Genomic DNA, 18,035 nt, shown 5'->3' on the forward strand with positions numbered 1-18,035 from the left:
GGTCGGTTTGTGTCAATCCCTGCGTGGTGGACAGAGCAGAGTTCACTGCGGGCGAATTCTCCCCCAAAACCGTCGGCAATTCCGCAGCACTACTGGGGCAGTTCAATGTTCGAAATCCCTTTTGAGCCAGCCGGGAAGAGATTTGTGGCAAAGTGAAGACCACGCGGGGCATTGTCACCTCCTTGCTCGATACGTACGGCATAGTGGTATCGCGGCGACTCGTCCGACCCTCCTGCCGATTCCGGCAACTCATCGGGGTCTGGATTGGAAACAACGTTTCCGGTGACGAGGACATCGCGAAGGGGCGGATCGTTGGGTTCCTGCCCGCGATCAAAGCGGAACACGGCGCGGCTGGCGTCCGTCCACATCCAATAGGAATCGCCATACCCGAATTGTGAAATGATGTTGTTTGCAATCAATGAGCCACCATCCACATTCGCTGGGACAGCGGCGCGTTCATTTGTTGCGGGAGTCGCGGGTTCTGCCCCTGAACCGGACATTAGTCCAATTGCCCAAAGCACGCTACGAGAGAACTGATTTCCGGTGATCAGGACATTTCTTGACCCGTGCATGGCCTTCATTCCAATGAAGCAGTTGTGCACGATATTTCCACTCACGATGACATGATCCGAGTGAAGATCGATTCCTTGAGCGGCGTTTTCAATCAGGTTCCCGATGATTCGCGTTCTCTCACTGACAGTGGGCCCCGTCACAATCAATGCCGAGCCTTGGTGCCAGTTATTGACGTATTCAGCATCCCAGACCTCTTGCGAAATCAGCAACCCCTTCGTCGGATTTTTCTTGACGAAGGAGCCCAGTTGATGTTCCTTCTTCAATTCGGGAGTCGGTCGCAAATGATTTTCGACGATCGTATTTCCTTGAATCAACGCCCCACGGCAACGATTGAGCGCAATGCCAGTGCCGTCAATACAGCGGAACGCATATCCAAGTAACTTTGCATTCTGAGTGCGATCATCCACCGCAATCGTCATGTAGTTTCGCACTTCGCAATTCAGAATGCGCGCGTCGTGAACGTCCTGTAGTTGGATGCTGCTTGAACGAGTTCGGTTGTCAATCACATTGACACGTTCCAGCGTCACGCCCCGCACATCCGAGATCAGGATTCCCGGACTCTCGGTGTCCATCTTTCCTTCGGTGCGTGTGAGCGTCAGCCCCTCGATTCGAATACCGCTCGCATGTTCAATCTCAAGAATGTGCCTTGCGGGATTGGACATGACAATCCGGCCACGCCCGACGAGTGACGTTCTTACGCCGCTGATTCTGAGAGTGGCGTCAATCACATGATCGCCAGCAGGGACATCGATCTCACGCCCCGGATTTGCGTCGATCGCAGCTTGAATGCTCGGATAATCCCGACTTGAAGCATCAACAGCGTAAACTTCTGAAATCGCCCCTCTGACGAACACCAAACACGCCACAACGACGACGGAACAACGGATTCGAGAAGATCTCTGCACGATCATGATCCTTCCACTCGCAGACTGAAGCGTCACACCAGGTCCTTACCGATTGGAAAAGATAGGTGTGCGCCTCCATCAGCGAAAGGATCACGGGCCTAAAATGCACCGTATGCTCTTGATGACGAGCACGGCACGTACAGGACATCATCAAGAACAGACACCACGACGTCGACCGCACCTGACGCACATCACCACTAGTGATCGACAGACAATAGGGGGCCCGCTTCCAGCACGGCCTCGGGCAGCTGTTCTACGATCTCGTCAAAATCAACGTCATCCAGCTCGAATTGGTCTCGCAATCCTGATGCAATCACATCAGTTTCCAGCGTCCGCACGTATCCGATTCCCGCTCGTACCGCAAGCACGTCGGCAATATGGATGAGTGCGGGTAGCCGTTGCTGGGACACGGGTAAGTCCCAGGGACGATGGTGGTATCCAACGGCACGTTGCAGGCTCTCTGGGAAGTTCCACGCCGCACACAGCTTCGCACCAAGGTCCTCGTGACTGGCACCAAGGGTCTGCACTTCCGCTGCACGGAACGTCAATTGACTGTCGGCCGCAAGCTGTTCAAGTAGCTGAATGAACTCGATGCGGCAGGCCTGAAACTCGACGATAATTCCAATATCATGAATCAGTCCCGCCAGAAACGCTTCATCGGCGGGGATTCCTTGAGTCTTCTGCGCCAGCAATCGCGATGCGGTTGCCACCGCAATGCAATGCTCCCACAGATCGCTTGCCTGAAAGTTCGCTGTCAGGCGGCCTCCACGCGCCAACTTGACCAGACTCGCAGCAATGGCGATGTTTTTGACCGCATTCAACCCCAGCATCAAAATGGCATGTTTGATTGATTTGATCTGCCCCGAGACGCCGTAGTACGCCGAGTTCACGAGGCGAAGAATCTTCGTCCCCAGCACCGGGTCAATAATCCGAAGCAGATCCTCAATGGTTGTTTCTGGATCATTGCAAAGCTGAATGATTCGCACCGCGATCGCTGGCAGCGTGGCAATTCGACTGGCCTTCTCCATCGTGACCTGGACCGACGAAGCGGCAATTGAATCCCCAGCGTCAACAATCAATTCGGAAGGCATTGAAGCCATGTTGCAGACCTTCAATTACTGACAGACGAGTTGCGGCGCGGGTTTCGAAGGCGCCGTGCTCAAAATCGACGTAGGGGCAAGTAAATTGACGACGGGTCCCTCGTGGCGCAAGAAATCTTCGACTTCGTGACCACGCATCGGTTTTCCAAGAAAGAACCCCTGACCAAAGTCACAGTCCATCACTTGCAGCATGGCCAACTGATCTGCGGACTCGATTCCTTCGGCGACGATTGTAAACCCGAGGTTCTGCCCCAGCGTAATGATCGCATGAACCATTGCCGCAAAACTTCGATTTCGTTCCATCTTCGAGATAAACGACTTGTCAATCTTCAACACATCAATCGGCAACTCGAGCAAGCACGCCAGTGAGGAATAACCCGTTCCAAAATCATCGACTTCGATCTTGACGCCGAGTTGCCGCAGTTCGCCAAGGACGGAGATTGCCACTTCAGGGAACTCCATGATCCCGCTTTCGGTAATCTCAAGATGCAGGCATTCTGCGGGAAGAGCATGTTTAACGAGCGATGCTTGGATCGTCCGAACCAGATCGCGCAACAATTGTTTCCGCGAGATATTGATATGAACGGATGTCGGTGCGGACGTACCAAGCGTTCGTTGCCAATGTGCGAATTCTTCACAAGTTCGGTCAATCATCCAGGCTCCGATCATCACGATCAGACCGGATTCTTCCGCGTAGGGCAAGAATTCTGCGGGTAGAAACAATCCGTGTTGGGGATGCGTCCACCGGATCAGCGCCTCGACGCTGCGACAGGTTCCCGTCTCAAGCGACACGATCGGCTGATAGACAAGGTGGAACTCTTCGCTCTCAATAGCACATCTTAAGTCCGTATCGATTCGAAGTCGTCTTTCCGCATGGAAGTGCATCTCGCGATCAAACAAGACATACCGGGCTTTACCCGCCGCCTTAGCTTCGTACATCGCGGTATCAGCATCGCGAAGCACCTGATCCGAAGTGGCATACGACTTCACATCGTTGACGATTCCAATACTTGCCGTGCAACAGACCCGCTGCCCTGACAATACATAGGGTGTCTCCAAGACAGACAGTAACCTCTCTGCGACGATGATTGCGTCGTCGGGATGGCGTAGATCCTCCAGAAGCACAACGAATTCATCCCCCCCCAGTCGCGCTGCGGTGGACAATTCAGAGAAGTGACCTACGCTGTCCTTGCTGCGCAGCGCCCCACTTAATCTCTCGGCAATCTGCTGCAAAAGCTTGTCTCCGACATCGTGCCCCAGACTGTCATTAACCAGCTTGAATCGATCGAAGTCGAGAAACAGCAGGGCGAAGTTACGGCGGGACGACGCGCTGATCGCGGCTTGAATTTTCAGACGAATCGACGCACGATTGCAGAGCCGAGTCAGTGGATCGCACAACGCCTGCAGCTCAAGCTGATGCATCATGCTGACTCGATCAAGAACGGAACGAACGCGCGCACGAAGTTCCGCCGCGCAGAAAGGCTTGCGGACATAGTCCGCGGCTCCCGCCTGAAAGCATTCCGACAGGATTCTGTGATTCTCGTTGCCGGTGATAAAAACAACCGGAATGGACGACGACACCCCGGCGGCACGCATCTGCTTGAGAACCTCAAGCCCGTTCTCGCCCTTTAGCACAAAGTCCAACAGGATCAGGTCAAGGGATTCATTTAACGCCATTTGAATGGCTGAGCTTCCATCCATTGCCGAGAGCAGTTCGACATTCTGCGATGCCAAGACAACCGCCACAAGTTCGTGAATGTCTGGATCATCGTCGATCAGCAACACGCGGTGGCTCAAGACGGCTCTGGGAACGAACGTCATGTCTGCGCCCCCTTGCTTCCCACCGAATCTGCAAACGAGCCCTGTTGCAATCCGCTTTTGACGGCTTGTTGACACAGCAGACTGAGCTGATTCAACGCACCCCGAACTTGGTCGAGGTCAGGTTCGGGGTCAATTTTCGCCGCACGCTCAACTCGCCGTGCGGCGTCACTGATCGCGGGATAGCCATATCCACCTCCAGCACCACCAAGCTGATGTGCGAGCGTTTCCAGGTCCTTCAATCGACTTTCCACCAAGCACTCAGACATCCGCATCACTTTGGGCGGGAGGTTTGTTAGAAACTTCGTGACAAGCGGCCTCATATCAGGATCATCCGCAAGTTCGCTGATCAGGCCGACGACCTCTGGCTTCGATTCCAATTCTGACTTTGAATGCGATTCAAGCAGCGCATGCGGGCTTTCATCCACGCCCGACAGCTTCCGCATCCATTTCGAGCAACTCGCGATCAACTCGTTCTTATTGATTGGCTTGGTTGCATAGTCATCACAACCGGCATTCAGGCACCGTATCCGATCTTCCGCCATGGCGTGGGCCGTCAGCGCGATGATTGGAATCAGATCACCATCCGCGCGCAACGTCTTGGCCAGCGTATACCCATCCATCTCGGGCATTTGCATGTCCGTGACCAAAAGATGGTAGGGACGATTCTGCTTGGCCGCCGACTGCATCATTTCAAGGGCGATGCGGCCATTGTCGGCGACATCAACGTCAGCTCCCGCTTTTTTCAGATACAGCGAAATCAGGTACTGATTGTCTTCACCGTCTTCTGCAAGCAGAATTCGCCCCGAAAGGGTGATTGACGTTGACGCACCCGAATCATTTCGTTCAAGCGTACACGACGACAGGTCAGTGACCTGCAAACTCTCGGGCGCTAGTTGCAATGGCATTTCGAACGCGAACCTTGTGCCTTGCCCTGGTGCCGAGAAATCGAGCCAGACATCTCCACCCATCATTCGCGCCAATCGGCGACTGATCGTGAGCCCCAATCCAGTCCCGCCATGGCTGCGGGTCACAGACGCATCGGCCTGAGTAAACGGATTGAACAACATCTGTGCCTTTTCCGGAGTCATCCCGGCCCCGGTATCCTGGACTTCGATCGCCAATGAATTCTGGCCGTTCTGCTGACGAGTTCTGATCCGGACCTCAATAAAACCTTGTTCAGTGAACTTGACGGCATTGCCAACCAGGTTCAAAAGAATCTGCCGTAGCCGCGTTGGGTCACTGATGATTCTTTCAGGAATCGATGACTCGAGCCTTAGACGTAGATCAACTCGTTTGCCCGCAACACGTGGGCGCACCAGGCTGTCGACCTCAAGCAGCACTCGTGGTAGATTTGTTTCGATCATTTCCGTCTGAAGCTTGCCGGCTTCGATCTTCGACAAATCCAGAATGTCATTGATCACGGTCATCAAATGCTCGCCAGCCCGGCGAATCGTGGCGATCGTCTGAATGCGGCGCGGGGGAGCACGTTCAATGATTCCGTCATCGCGCAGGATATCGCAGTACCCGAGCACGGCGGTCAATGGCGTGCGAATCTCGTGGCTCATGTTGGCCAGAAATTCGCTCTTGGCCTGACAGGCAGAGTCGGCAACTGCCTTGGCCTCGGCCAGCTCGCGCGTTCGTTCCACGACCGTGGCTTCAATCGCCATGCGGATCGCGTCGGCTTCTGCCTGGCGTCCCGCGAGCATCCGCAATTCTCGATTGCTGCGCAGCGCCACGGTAATGAGAAAGATGTCCATAAAGACAACCCAACCGGCATGTTCAAGCCAGCGCCACTGACTGGCATGAGAATCCCCAAACACCGACAACGGCCACCAGATCCCGCGAAAGAAGTGATCCATGGCAACCACGAGAGTCGCGGTGATTAGCACGCGCCAGTCACGGTAGAATGCGAGAAACGCCAACGAACCAAACACATGAAAATGTGTTTCAATACGTCCGCCCGTCAAATGAATCATTAACGAACCGAACAGCATTTGCGACACCGCAATCACATGTCTCGTCAGCACCTTTCCAGGGTGAAACCAGGCCAGGCAAATCGGCAATGAAGCCAGAGCCCCCCCAATGAAAACGGCCGCCCAGACATGCGGATGAACTTGTGATTGCAATCCGATCCACGTCTTAGGCGAAATGAAAATCGCAGTCAGAACGCAGGCGACCCATTGAAAAAGGATCAACGCTGCAAACAAACGATCCGTCCAACGCATCGTCTCGTCCCGCTGGGCGAAATAGAGCGTATCCGTCCTATCTTTACTCACGGCGATCTCGGTTTCGTCGATCACGATCTCGGGCACGATGCGGTATCCCCATTGGAAGAATTCTCTGGAATCAGCGGGCAGCCGAAAACGGGTGCTGCGTTCATCGTCGGAATCTGGCGATTTAAGAGTCGGATGAGAGATTGAACTGCAATGTTGTCACCTCGCTGGCCTCGGGAAATGGTGATACCACCGCTGAAGACCAGCCGATCGGTCGCGTCATAAAGCAAGACATGGCCAGACGTGGTGACACCAAATCGACGGATCTCGTCACCTTCGTCGAAAACGATGCCGGACGACTGGAGTGATTTTGCCGTATCGACATTGGCACAATCGGTCCAATTGAGGTCATTCTCGGGCGGCGTCAGAAAGACAATGTTGCACTGAACGGGAACTTTGGCCTTCGACAGGATTCGCTCCAGTTGCTCAAGGCTGGCGAACGTACATGGACACCGCGGATGGGCAAAAAAGACCAACGTGGACTCTTTAATTGTATGAAGCAACACTGAGTCGGAAGGCCAATGACGTGGTGCCACCACGCTTCTGCCCGGCGTATTCTCGAAGCGGGACATTAGGTACATGCCATTCCCGACGGTGAACCCCCATGCCACGATTGCCAGGATTGTCAGCCGAAACGGGTGCGGCAGCGACCGTCGTTGCGATTCAACCAACCGGCCAATGAGGTTCATCGATACGACCGTTCAGATTCGGACTGGGCCGATGGAGACCCGAGCGTTACGTCGCTCGAAAATCACAAAGACGTTCCATGCGCCAAATAATCAGTCGAGTGAACTTGGCAATAACTTGCTGAGCAAGCAGACCTGAAGTTGTGAAATGCGAAGACCTCGGCCATGTTTTCGAGGATTTTCGCCAATGTCTCACTTGAACGTTATTTATCAAACGACCTCTGAAATGATCGTGACGATAATTCGTAATGATGGAGAAGAATTTCTTCAGGCCACGCGCGAATGCCGCCGAGCCGCCAATCACTGCATGTGCGAGTGGCTTTCGCACGCCAGCGCCAAAGATTGAGCGTGCTGGGATCGATCGTCTCTGCAGCCGCCGTCAGAAGATGCGGCACAGACGCATCAGCGCAATCAAGTAATAGACATTGCCCCATTGATGGGCGCTCGCCAGATAGACCTTGCTCAAGGCCCCACGGTATCGTCGTTTGAAATCGGCGTGCCCTTGAAAGTTGTACACCCTTGAATTCCCATAACGATACAATTGTTGAAAGATCGTTCGCATGGGCCAGGCGTCCGGAAACTCGGACTGTTGAATGTCAAAAAGAGGCATCAAACCCAGCCGAAGGCACCTGAGACCTTCTTCCTGGAAGCGTTCAATCGCAAATTTCGTGAGCGCCTCTTCGGCTCCGACGGGAGAATTCGGCGAGCGGCGCTTGATGGCTGGTGAGTAACCCACCACCTTCCCATCCTCACAAATCGGGTCGAACGCGATGAATGCAACAAGCTCGCGGTGTTCGTCCCACAGGAAGAACTTTCGAACCCCGGGCTCCGGCCCAAATCGCAATGGCCTTACAAGAAACCGCGCTTCGCGATTGACGGATTTTGTCTTCAGCCAACTGGCACTCAGCCGTTCGACGGCATGCTGGTCCTCGTCAGATTCCGGACGCTCTTCAATCGTGAAGCCTTCACGCTCGATCTTTCGTGCCGCTTGCCTCAGCTTCGTCTTCTTCGGTCCCTCGAAACTATACGTCGGGAGATCGATCTCCATGTCCGCGCCAAATTCGTTGACTCGCCATCCAAGACTCGAGAGAATCGCCGCGGTGCCGCGAGAGACCTGGCAAAAGCAGACATTTCGATGAGCTTGCAGAAATTCCCGAATGATTGCGCCATGCTGCCCGGGCTCACCGATGGGATCGCCTAACACGAACGTGGCACCGAGGCATCGATTGTATGCCAAATATCCCCAACGCGTTTCGAAGTACTCAATCCCTGGCTGCAGTGTCGAGTAGGCCATCGTAAATGTGCCATGCTGCAGAAACCAGTCAAGGCAACGTGATCTCAAATCGCGCTGGCCATTGATCCAATCCAGCGTCGATTTAGGCTTCTGAAGGAACTTCCCCCGGGATGACCATCCTTGTCGATCATCCTGGAATTTTTCGTTCCCCTCACGTAGGTCCACTTCTTGAGGAGCGAATTCCCAGGGAAGATATCCCTGAAGATCTTTGACAGAGCCCGCGCCCACCCCCGTCTTCACCAACGTGAATGAGAACGCTTCAGTGGAATGTTGGAGAGACTGCGTCAACGATCGATCTGCTGGGACTGCCCATTCGCCCTGCTCAATGAGCACTGTACGCTCCGATTGCGCCCGTTCGAAGTCGTGGTGATTCATAGTTGCCTCGTCAATGTCCTGGCCCGCGCCTTGCCGTTTTGCAAGCGTCATGCCATTCAACTTGGGCACACTGCACAGACGAGGCGAAAAAATCGGGCGAACTGTCACGTCAGCAAGGATGTACGACAATTACGTGATATTAGAATTCCCAGTCCAGGCGGACGGTGATTCATCAATGAAACATTTCAGACTTGATGTCACTTGTCATAATGCCGTTCAGACTGAATGCTCAGCAACCACCTCTGGACACTCAGTGTTCGCGATCACACGAAGGCGGCCGAGGTCCATATCGATTACGTTTCGCACGTAATTCGGCATCGATTATCCCAGCAGATCTGCCTCCCGCAGAACGAACAAGCCGGTTGTCGACACACATTCAGTGGGTCGACAACCGGCTTCAAACACCCATTGCAAAGATATCAGAGGCGGCCAGGTTCTCATTCAGGAAGTTCATAGGGTTTGCGATAGTCGCTGCGTAGCATTGCATTCGCGGCGGGATTATTCGTGAACATCTCTGCTTTTGCATCCCATTCAAGGAACGATCGCGTACGGTGCGCAATGTTTGCAATTAAGGCACCCGTTGTACACCGGTGACCGTACTCCATGTCGCACGTGGGCTGCTTGCGAGATTTCACGCAATCGAGAAACACGCGGGCGTGTTCGGTGTCGAGAACCCGCCCGGCGACTTTCTTGCCTTCGATCTGGGGCGAGGCGCCGGTGTTCCAATGCCGCTCACGTTCGCGGTCAATTGGCGACCGAGCCATGAACTCGCCTAGCTTGATTGTCTCTGGCACGATTTCGTACCCCCACGTACCGAAATACAGAGTTCCCTTTGTGCCTCGAAATTCAATCTCGCACGGCCGACCAGACGGTGCCGCCCCGTTCGCGTTGTACTGCGAAAACACGACAAGTGTGTCACCCGGATAGTGCCAGACCACCTCCATCGTGTCGGGGACTTCTCGATTGTCGTAATTGGAAAATTTTCCCCCCATCGCCATCACTGCGAGTGGAGCGTCGACTCCCAGTGAGCGGTGGATCTGAGCTAGATGGTGGACGCCAAAATTGGTCAACTGGCCGCCTGAAAAATCGTAGAACCAGCGGAAGCGATAGAAGGTGCGATTCTTGTTGTACTTTCGCATTTTGGCCGGGCCAGTCCACGCATTCCAATCAAAATCTGCGGGAGCCTCTTCGTCAGGTGGATTGCCAATTCCTTTGGGCCATTCGTTCTGAACATGAAACGATCTGACGACCGTCACCTTGCCAATCGCACCGCCGCGAATCAACTCGGCAGCCTCGCGGCAAAAGTCTGACGACATTCGCTGAATGCCGACCTGAACGATGCGCTGATGGTCATTCGCCGCCTTGACCATCGCTCGTCCTTCGTTGACATAGACGCAGGCAGGCTTTTCGACGTAGACATCTTTTCCTGCCTGACAGGCATGAATCATTTGCAAGGCGTGCCAGTGATCTGGCGTCGCGATCATCACCGCATCGAGATCTTTGCGATCGAGCAATTTGCGGTAGTCGGTGAATTGCTCTGGCGTTCCTTCGATTCGAGACGCCGCGTACTGTCGATAGGGTTGATAGATGTCACAAACCGCGACGACCTGACAATCCTTTTGCTCAAGAAAGGCGCTCAGGACCTGATCGCCACGATTGCCAATTCCGATCACGCCAAGTCGAACACGCTCATTCGCACCCGCCACGCGGTCGGCGCTCGCGGCCGTCGCGACAGTGGCCGCCACAGTGAGAGTCGCTTTCGTAAAATCTCGCCGTGTGATTGACGACATGTCTGATCTCCTGGTAGGTCTTGCTCAAGGTGGGAATAGAGCAGGAGGGATTCAGGCAGAAGCGATCACTTGGCGGCACTCGCAATCCCGGCGCACCATGGAAGACGTCTCTACTGAAACAGTTCACTGCGTCGATTCAAAGTGGCCCAACACCGATTCTGGAACGACCAAATTCAAACTTCAAGGTTGCGTCATAGCCCAAATCAGCTTCGCTGATCATTGGTGCACTTTCACAGACACTCATACGCCCTCGACAGCAAAGTGATTCTCTCGCTCGCTGAAAGGCAACTCACGAAGCGTTCGATATACTGACGGCACTCCGCACCACCGAAACGACTCGAGCGACGAGACCAATAAGTCATGATGATTTTCAGAATCAGTCAATCCCTTCTGATGGCGGTTGTCACATTCGCGTTCGTCAACGTCGGCCTCACAGCAGATCGGCCGAACCTGATCTGGATCATGGCCGACGATCTCGGATACGGAGATCTTGGTTGCTACGGACAGCAAGTGATTTTGACGCCACACTTGGATCAGATGGCCAAAGACGGAATGCGATTCACACAGTTCTATGCGGGTGCAACTGTTTGCGCGCCGTCTCGTAGCGTGTTGATGACGGGACAGCACCATGGGCACACGCGGGTGCGAGGCAATGCCGGTCAACGCAATCCCATCGCACAAGCACTGCGTCCCACCGATCGAACGGTTGCATCGATCCTTCAGCAAGCTGGCTACAAAACGGCCCTCGTTGGAAAATGGGGATTGGGCGATGTCGGTGCCGCCGAATGCGGCCTGCCGCGCCGCCATGGTTTCGACAATTTCTTTGGCTACCTGAATCAGCAGCATGCACACAATCACTTTCCGGCATTCCTGTGGAGGAACGAAGACCGAGTTTCGTTACCCAACGAAGTCACCCCCATCGGAGAGTCGGGCGCAGGTTACGCCACCAAGGCTGTTGCGTTTGCCGATGATTTGTTCGCAGACGAGGCCGTTAAGTTCGTCGAAACCCGGCGATCGGAACCGTTCTTCCTCTATTGGAGCATGGTGATCCCGCACGCAAATAATGAACGGACTCGCGAACTGAAAAACGGAGCGCACGTCCCCAACTTTGGTCCTTATGCGGACAAAGCCTGGCCTGATCCTGACAAAGGTCAGGCGGCCATGATTTCGCGTTTGGATGAATATGTCGGTCGCATGCTGGATGTGCTTCGGGCGAACGGGCTGGCGGAAAACACACTGGTGATCTTCACCAGCGACAACGGTCCGCACCAAGAAAGCAATCACGACACTGCGAGATTCTCGCCATCGGGGCCGCTGCGAGGCATGAAACGCAGCCTGACCGAAGGCGGCATTCGGGTTCCATTCATCGCCTGGTGGCCAGGTCGAATCTCGGCCGGATCAGTCTCGAACCATGTTGGGTATTTCGGAGACTGGATGGCAACCGCTGCGGAACTGGCGGGCACGGCTCCGACTGCAGACTGTGATTCGCTCAGCCTTGCTCCAACATTGTTCGGCAACGTGGACAAGCAACCGAAACATGAGTTCCTCTATTGGGAGTTTCACGAGCGGGGCTTCAAACAGGCGGCGCTCTACCAGGAACGGTGGAAAGGAATTCGCGCCGGCAGCCCTGACGCACCTGTGACACTTTACGATCTGCAGAATGATCTTGGTGAGAAACGCAATGTAACTTCAGAGCATCCTGAGATCGCGGCGAAAATTGGAAGCTATCTCGCGTCGGCGAGGCTCGCATCTGACGATTGGACGCCCGATTGGAATCCACCGGGCCAATAATTCGATGAAGAATCCGGAACTCCGATTCTTCATCGAATTGCGGTTGCACGGAAAAGACTGCAAAATGCCTTTTCTTGGAACTCGACGAGTTCACGTTCATTTCGTTCCTGAAGACGAAGGTCCAAAGATGAAGCTCAGTGTCTGTGGTTTTCTGGTGGCATGCGCGTTCAGCCTGTTCAGTCTGAACGCGGCAGAGCCGGCCAACGACGTGTACATCCCCTTGTTCGATGGCAAGTCGTTGGACGGCTGGGAAAAAGTCGGCAAAGAAGACAGCGTCTGGGAAGTCAAGGACGGCTGCATTTGCGGTTCGGGCCAGGCATCAATGCTGGTTTGCAGCAAGGGCCCGTACAAGAACTTCAAGTACCGAGCGGAAGTTAAGATCAATGACAAGGGTAATTCTGGCCTGTATTTCCGCACGAAGCTGAAGTCGACATTCAGCGACGGCTATGAAGCTCAGATTAATAGCTCGCACAGCGATCCGATTCGCACCGGATCACTCTACAACTTCTGCCATGTCTACAAGAAGCTGGTCGAGCCAGATGATTGGTTCACGTACGATCTTGTCGTTCGCGACGACGTCTGGCGCGGCAAACCCGTGACCAAGATCAAAATCACGGTCAACGGCGATGAACTCTACGAGTACCATGACTTTGCTCAGAGCTGGAAGGAAGGCTACTTCGCATTCCAGCAGCATGACCCCGGCAGCAAAGTCGCCATCCGCAAGGCAGAAGTCCTGCCATTGGAAGATAAGCCCGCAAAGTAGTACATGAGCGAGACAGATCGACTGTCGGGCAATCCGAACCGCAGTCGCAAACCAATGATCTCCAGCAACTCAACATCGAGTCGCTGGAGATCATTTTTTTGGCTGGATCGAATGTCGTGTGCCTGACGGGACCTCTCTGCAAAACAAGCGGACTTGAATGACTGCCCCTGACACGGATGCGGACAACAAAGGCAATCTGGAAGGCAGTTCTCGCGGAACGCCAGCCCCGATTGAGCATGTGGATAAACCAGCTGATCGCAGGTCAGTGACGTCGCGAACCTGCCAAGGCAGAATGGCTGGCCGTACTCTTAGTGCCCCATGGCGGGGCCGCGTCGTTTTGCCAGCTCAGCCGCATCGGCTGGTGCGTGCTTGATCAAATTTGGGATGCATGAACCAATAAACATCCCCAAGAACGATGCTGCCAGACCATAGATCTGAGGTGGCACACAGAGCCATAGGTTCTCACTCTCGTCGTTGCAAAGGTACTCGGCTCCAATCCAGACGGGCACTGCAAGAAGAATGGAAAAGATGGCACCTTGCGTAGTTGCGCGTCGCCAATAAATCCCACACACGAGTGGGACGAACGCGACCACTAGCGTGACGTTATAGCCACTCTCAACCATCTGATACATGGTCATCTTGTTGTTCACGGAAATCGTCGTCGCGACAACCGATACCCCAACCAAAATGCATCTCAACAAGATGAGCGTCTGCCGGTCGCTGAAATGCTTTGTAAACGGCTGCAAGACATTTTCGGTGATGATGCTCGACGGCGCAAGCAAAGTTCCGCTTGCCGTCGAAAGAATCGCAGACAGGACCGCGCCAAAGAACAAGATCTGGCACCACGTGGGCGTCTCTTTGAGAATCAGCATCGGCAGGATCTGCTGCACCTTACGAACATCGACCGCCTTGAAATGCTCAATATAGACAGGGTCGATCACCGTCGAGCTGAACGCAATGAACATTGGTACAAATGCGAAGCCAAAGTAAAAAATCCCCCCCATCAGCGTTCCGATGAACGCGGTCTTTTCATTCTTCGCGCTCGTGACACGCTGAAACACGTCCTGCTGAGGGATCGACCCCAGCGACATCGTGATGAATTCACCGATGAACGCCATCCAAGCGGCCGCGGTCACATGCGGAAACAGATTGAGTTTCCCTTCGTTGCGTGCCGCCTCTAGCACGACGCCAATTCCGCCAGCTTTGTTCCCCAGCAGTAGGGCCACGACAATCAGCCCGATCACGATCGCTGCCGTCTGAATAACGTCCGTTAACGCCACAGACCACATCCCGCCGAAGATCGTATAGATCGTCACAATGACGGCCCCGATCATAATCGACTGGTCCAGCGAGAGCTGCGGGAACAACACGTCAATGACCAAACCAAGAGCCGAAAGTTGAGCACTGGTCCAGCCCAGATAGGAACTGGCAATCGCAATAGACGTCACCACCTCGACAAACTTTCCATAACGCAGGTGGTAGTAGTCACCGATCGTCAACAGCTCCAGGCGATAAAAAGTTCGAGCGAAAAAGAACGCAACCAGCACCAGGCAAAACGATGCCCCAAAGGGATCACCTGAGACAAATCCCATTCCCTTATGTGCAAAATTTGCAGAGACCGACAACACCGTCTCAGCACCAAACCAGGTGGCAAATACACAGGCGAAATTCATGTAGAGCGGAAGAGACCGGCCCGCCACCATGAAGTCTTTGGAGTCCTTGACGCGACTGGACGCGTAGATTCCCACTGCGACCGTAGCCGCCATGTAAACTAACACACAGGCAATCAGCATCGTCTGGTCCCAATCAATTGCAAAAAACCGCGAGCAATTTTCGGCGGATATGCTAGCAATCTGACCTCAAAATCAACATTTCCAGCAACCCTCACGACTGCCAGAAAACGGAACAATTCTGAGCGTCGTATGGCCACTCTATCCCGACTGGTTCATGAACATCAGCCGGAGGCACGTTGATCGGATCGCAAAGAGCTCAACGATAAATCAAATCAGGTTTTAAGTCTCCCTGACTCGATTTGACCGTGAGATGGGTTCTGTCAGGACAACCAGAGTAACGCACGATCAATTCATGGGGCTCGTACACGACACCTGTCCGGAAGTTTCCTGACAGCCAGCGACCGAGAATCCCGATTTGGCGCCCTCGTACTCGACGTCGATCCGTCGAATGCCACAAGACATACGCCGCTCATTTGGCTTCGGAATGCGACAAGTTCGTGAGCTCAAAACGGCGAACAGCCAGTCCCGCAGCGGACGAAATGAGGACACTGTTGAGAACCGGCAGATCAAACGCCCCAATGCGTTTCCAGCGGTTCTCAAAGGACTCGGTACGGAGCAGGGCTCCAGACGACGCATCCCAATACTGGACGTTGTAAAGCCGCGGCAAAAATTTGCCCTCGGGTGTTTCGGCATTCTCCAGAACGGTGATCGTCATGTTCTCTGTGCCTTGGCGTCGATTGACGACTTTCAATTGACCGTCCTTGACGCGATAGCTCGACGCAGACTGACCACCAACGAATGTAAGCAGTCTTCCGAGAGGATTTTCGGTATCCTGATCCGCAAAACGCAGAATCGGTGCTGCGCTGCTGGGGGAGTCCATTCGATGGATGACGATCGAATGAAGTTGCTCTTCGACCCAAGTTGCGGCAACTTCCTGATCGATCTTCAATTTGACGGCACCTGATTTCTCAATTTCGACTGTCCCAGAGAAGGGGCGATCATCGTAGTGACCTGCTATTGTCGCGGTGAATCCGGGGAAATCACGCCAGCGTGCACGTTTCGCGATCGCCTGAGAAAATAGCTCGCCAGCCTCACGGTCCCCCGTCGGCCGCTCCAACGGCCACGCAAAGTACAGTGTCGGGAATTCGCGAATCTCGGAAAACGTCTGTCCGTTTCGCTCACCCGCCTCTTTCCTGACGACTTTCGTATAGACGCAGTAGCTTCCTGGCTTGGATGGCGCCCAAGTGACCTTTCCATCGCCATCCGCTTTCAATTCCTCATTGACGAGATCGTCATCAACGGTGGTAAACACGGCGTCAGGAACAGGCTTGCCGCGATCGAGCAATACCAGCGTGATTGATTGTGGTCCCGCTGTCGCCATGATTTCTAAGTCCGAATCAGGATTCGGCTTGAATTCATTCAGTTCCGAAATGGAGCCGGAGATCGCCTTGGGATAGTACCGAATCAGAAAAGGCACTTCTCGCTTGAGCACGCCGTACTCACAAAGGCCGGTGATCGAAACGGCCCCCGTCGAAGGCAACACGGCCCGAAGGCGATCAGCCCCACGTTGCGTACTAAGCGACACAAACTCACCCGGCTTCTGTTGCATCAGAAGTTTTGTTCCGGCCACCTTTTCAACGAAGCGGGGATCCCCTGCCGCAGCCCGCTCACTGAAGAACACCTCCGCAGCCCGTCCCGCTTCGGCGTGCTCACCAACGCGAATAAACAGAAAGTGCGCCATCAGTTCCGACTGCTGCAGGAAACAGGTCAGGCTGACGAGCATGACAAGCGATTGTCGGAAGAGAACTGGTTTCTGCATCGCAGCGTGACTTTCGATAGTGTCCGTGGTTAGAAAGAAATGACACAGCTCCCTGTCGAGCATCGGCGTTGCGCGAGATTATATCAACCGCAGAAGATCCAAGCAGGACCACGATCCCTGATTGAGCCAACTGTGACTCAGCCCCCCAGCGTCAGGGAATAGCGAGTTTCGACGACGTCGATTCCGTCGAACTTCAGGACGTTTGTGCAATCTTGGTCTGGATGAAATCCTGCGGACAGATAGAAGCGAATGGCCCGATGATTCTCGGACAATACCCAGACGCGAATGACCTTGGCTCCAAGACCGATCAATTCGTCGCGTGCAGCGAGCCACATCGCCCGACCGACGCCCTTCGACCAATGTGACGAGGCCAGGTAAATTGACCAGACTTCAAAATCACCAGAACGGCGATCCGCGTCCCTGCAGTCACCAAATGAGCAGAAACCAACGATCTGGCCAGCCTCTTCGGCGACCAGCAAATGCGGATCGCCTTTAGCGATTGTCTAGATCCAGGTCGTACGACGCGCCTCAACGGAGAGATGATTCAAGACGGAATCGGGCACAATTCCGCGATAAGCGTGCTGCCACGACAAAACGTGGACCAGTGCGATCGACTCCGCATCGGCAGCGGTCGCCCGTCGGACGTTCATTCGGATCGCTTCAATGAATTGAGTGAAGTAGTGCGTCACACAGAGAATCGCTGATACCGAGCAACATGGCTCTTGAATCGAATTCCACGAGACAACCGTGACTATGGCGATACGACCAGATGCTCACAATTGCGCTGAGATTCCTCTTGATTTTGCTCACGAGTTAAAGAACGCTTAGGATTCCAAATCAGATTCTGGTTCGCAGGACGCCCCTTCAACTCCGTCGTCGAGCCATCCCAGCAGATCGCCGGTGACCAGTTCAGAATCGATCGCTTTCGTGAGTTCGACAAGCGTGCCTGAGCCTTCTGCGGCGACTTCGAATGTGATTCCCGGCAGCAACAGTTCGACGACACGTTCGCCTGCCAGGACGAGATCACCCTCATCGACCAACCACCCACTGAGTCGGATCGGCTCTTGACCTGTTCCCAGATCGGGAACCACTAGCGCGATTCGCATCGAATC

The 18,035-nt window shown here is 54.3% G+C and carries 14 protein-coding genes; 2 read left to right on the plus strand and 12 right to left on the minus strand.

All coding sequences use genetic code 11. The features are described 5' to 3' along the window. Positions 1 to 89: 89 nt before the first annotated feature. The 7 genes from OSO_RS0119240 to OSO_RS0119280 form a co-directional block, all read right to left on the minus strand. Positions 90 to 1,484, minus strand: coding sequence for a right-handed parallel beta-helix repeat-containing protein (locus OSO_RS0119240; protein ID WP_010584817.1), 1,395 nt, complete (start codon positions 1,482 to 1,484; stop codon positions 90 to 92). Positions 1,485 to 1,675: 191 nt separating this feature from the next. Further along, positions 1,676 to 2,578, minus strand: coding sequence for an HDOD domain-containing protein (locus OSO_RS0119245; protein WP_010584818.1), 903 nt, complete (start codon positions 2,576 to 2,578; stop codon positions 1,676 to 1,678). Positions 2,579 to 2,593: 15 nt separating this feature from the next. Next, positions 2,594 to 4,399, minus strand: coding sequence for a putative bifunctional diguanylate cyclase/phosphodiesterase (locus OSO_RS44230; protein ID WP_010584819.1), 1,806 nt, complete (start codon positions 4,397 to 4,399; stop codon positions 2,594 to 2,596). Further along, the gene (locus OSO_RS48260) at positions 4,396 to 6,711 is read right to left on the minus strand and encodes an ATP-binding protein (protein WP_010584820.1); all 2,316 of its coding nucleotides are present in this window, start codon (positions 6,709 to 6,711) and stop codon (positions 4,396 to 4,398) included. The genes OSO_RS44230 and OSO_RS48260 overlap by 4 nt, the downstream gene beginning before the upstream one ends. After that, the gene (locus OSO_RS48265; protein ID WP_010584821.1) at positions 6,696 to 7,361 is read right to left on the minus strand and encodes a hypothetical protein; all 666 of its coding nucleotides are present in this window, start codon (positions 7,359 to 7,361) and stop codon (positions 6,696 to 6,698) included. The genes OSO_RS48260 and OSO_RS48265 overlap by 16 nt, the downstream gene beginning before the upstream one ends. 376 nt (positions 7,362 to 7,737) lie before the next feature. Continuing rightward, a complete protein-coding gene (locus tag OSO_RS48270; RefSeq protein WP_157605344.1) occupies positions 7,738 to 9,027 on the minus strand; it encodes a DUF2156 domain-containing protein in 1,290 nt (429 codons plus the stop codon). 437 nt (positions 9,028 to 9,464) lie between these two features. Continuing rightward, positions 9,465 to 10,817: a Gfo/Idh/MocA family protein gene (locus OSO_RS0119280; RefSeq protein ID WP_010584823.1), complete on the minus strand. Its 1,353-nt coding sequence runs from the start codon at positions 10,815 to 10,817 to the stop codon at positions 9,465 to 9,467. A 360-nt stretch (positions 10,818 to 11,177) separates the two neighbouring features. On the opposite strand from OSO_RS0119280, the gene OSO_RS0119290 reads away from it, so the two are divergent. Further along, on the plus strand, positions 11,178 to 12,608 hold the full coding sequence (locus OSO_RS0119290) for an arylsulfatase (protein ID WP_010584824.1): 1,431 nt from the start codon (positions 11,178 to 11,180) through the stop codon (positions 12,606 to 12,608). Between the two features lie 4 nt (positions 12,609 to 12,612). Next, a complete protein-coding gene (locus OSO_RS0119295; RefSeq protein ID WP_010584825.1) occupies positions 12,613 to 13,371 on the plus strand; it encodes a 3-keto-disaccharide hydrolase in 759 nt (252 codons plus the stop codon). A gap of 308 nt (positions 13,372 to 13,679) precedes the next feature. Here OSO_RS0119295 and OSO_RS0119300 read toward each other — a convergent pair whose 3' ends face one another. From OSO_RS0119300 to OSO_RS0119315, 5 genes are all read right to left on the minus strand, one after another. Further along, positions 13,680 to 15,164, minus strand: a complete 1,485-nt coding sequence (locus OSO_RS0119300) for a high affinity choline transporter 1 (protein WP_010584826.1) — start codon at positions 15,162 to 15,164, stop codon at positions 13,680 to 13,682. Positions 15,165 to 15,573: 409 nt separating this feature from the next. After that, complete coding sequence (locus OSO_RS0119305) at positions 15,574 to 16,923, minus strand: DUF3386 family protein (RefSeq protein ID WP_010584827.1); 1,350 nt, start codon at positions 16,921 to 16,923, stop codon at positions 15,574 to 15,576. Between the two features lie 137 nt (positions 16,924 to 17,060). Continuing rightward, positions 17,061 to 17,423: a GNAT family N-acetyltransferase gene (locus tag OSO_RS44250; protein WP_083842926.1), complete on the minus strand. Its 363-nt coding sequence runs from the start codon at positions 17,421 to 17,423 to the stop codon at positions 17,061 to 17,063. 3 nt (positions 17,424 to 17,426) lie between these two features. Next, the gene (locus OSO_RS48275; protein WP_157605345.1) at positions 17,427 to 17,573 is read right to left on the minus strand and encodes a hypothetical protein; all 147 of its coding nucleotides are present in this window, start codon (positions 17,571 to 17,573) and stop codon (positions 17,427 to 17,429) included. 174 nt (positions 17,574 to 17,747) lie between these two features. Next, positions 17,748 to 18,029 carry a biotin/lipoyl-containing protein gene (locus OSO_RS0119315; protein ID WP_010584830.1) on the minus strand — a complete coding sequence of 94 codons (282 nt, stop codon included), beginning with the start codon at positions 18,027 to 18,029 and terminating at the stop codon, positions 17,748 to 17,750. Between the last annotated feature and the right edge of the window lie 6 nt (positions 18,030 to 18,035).

Source organism: Schlesneria paludicola DSM 18645 (genome assembly GCF_000255655.1).
GTDB classification, from domain to species: domain Bacteria; phylum Planctomycetota; class Planctomycetia; order Planctomycetales; family Planctomycetaceae; genus Schlesneria; species Schlesneria paludicola.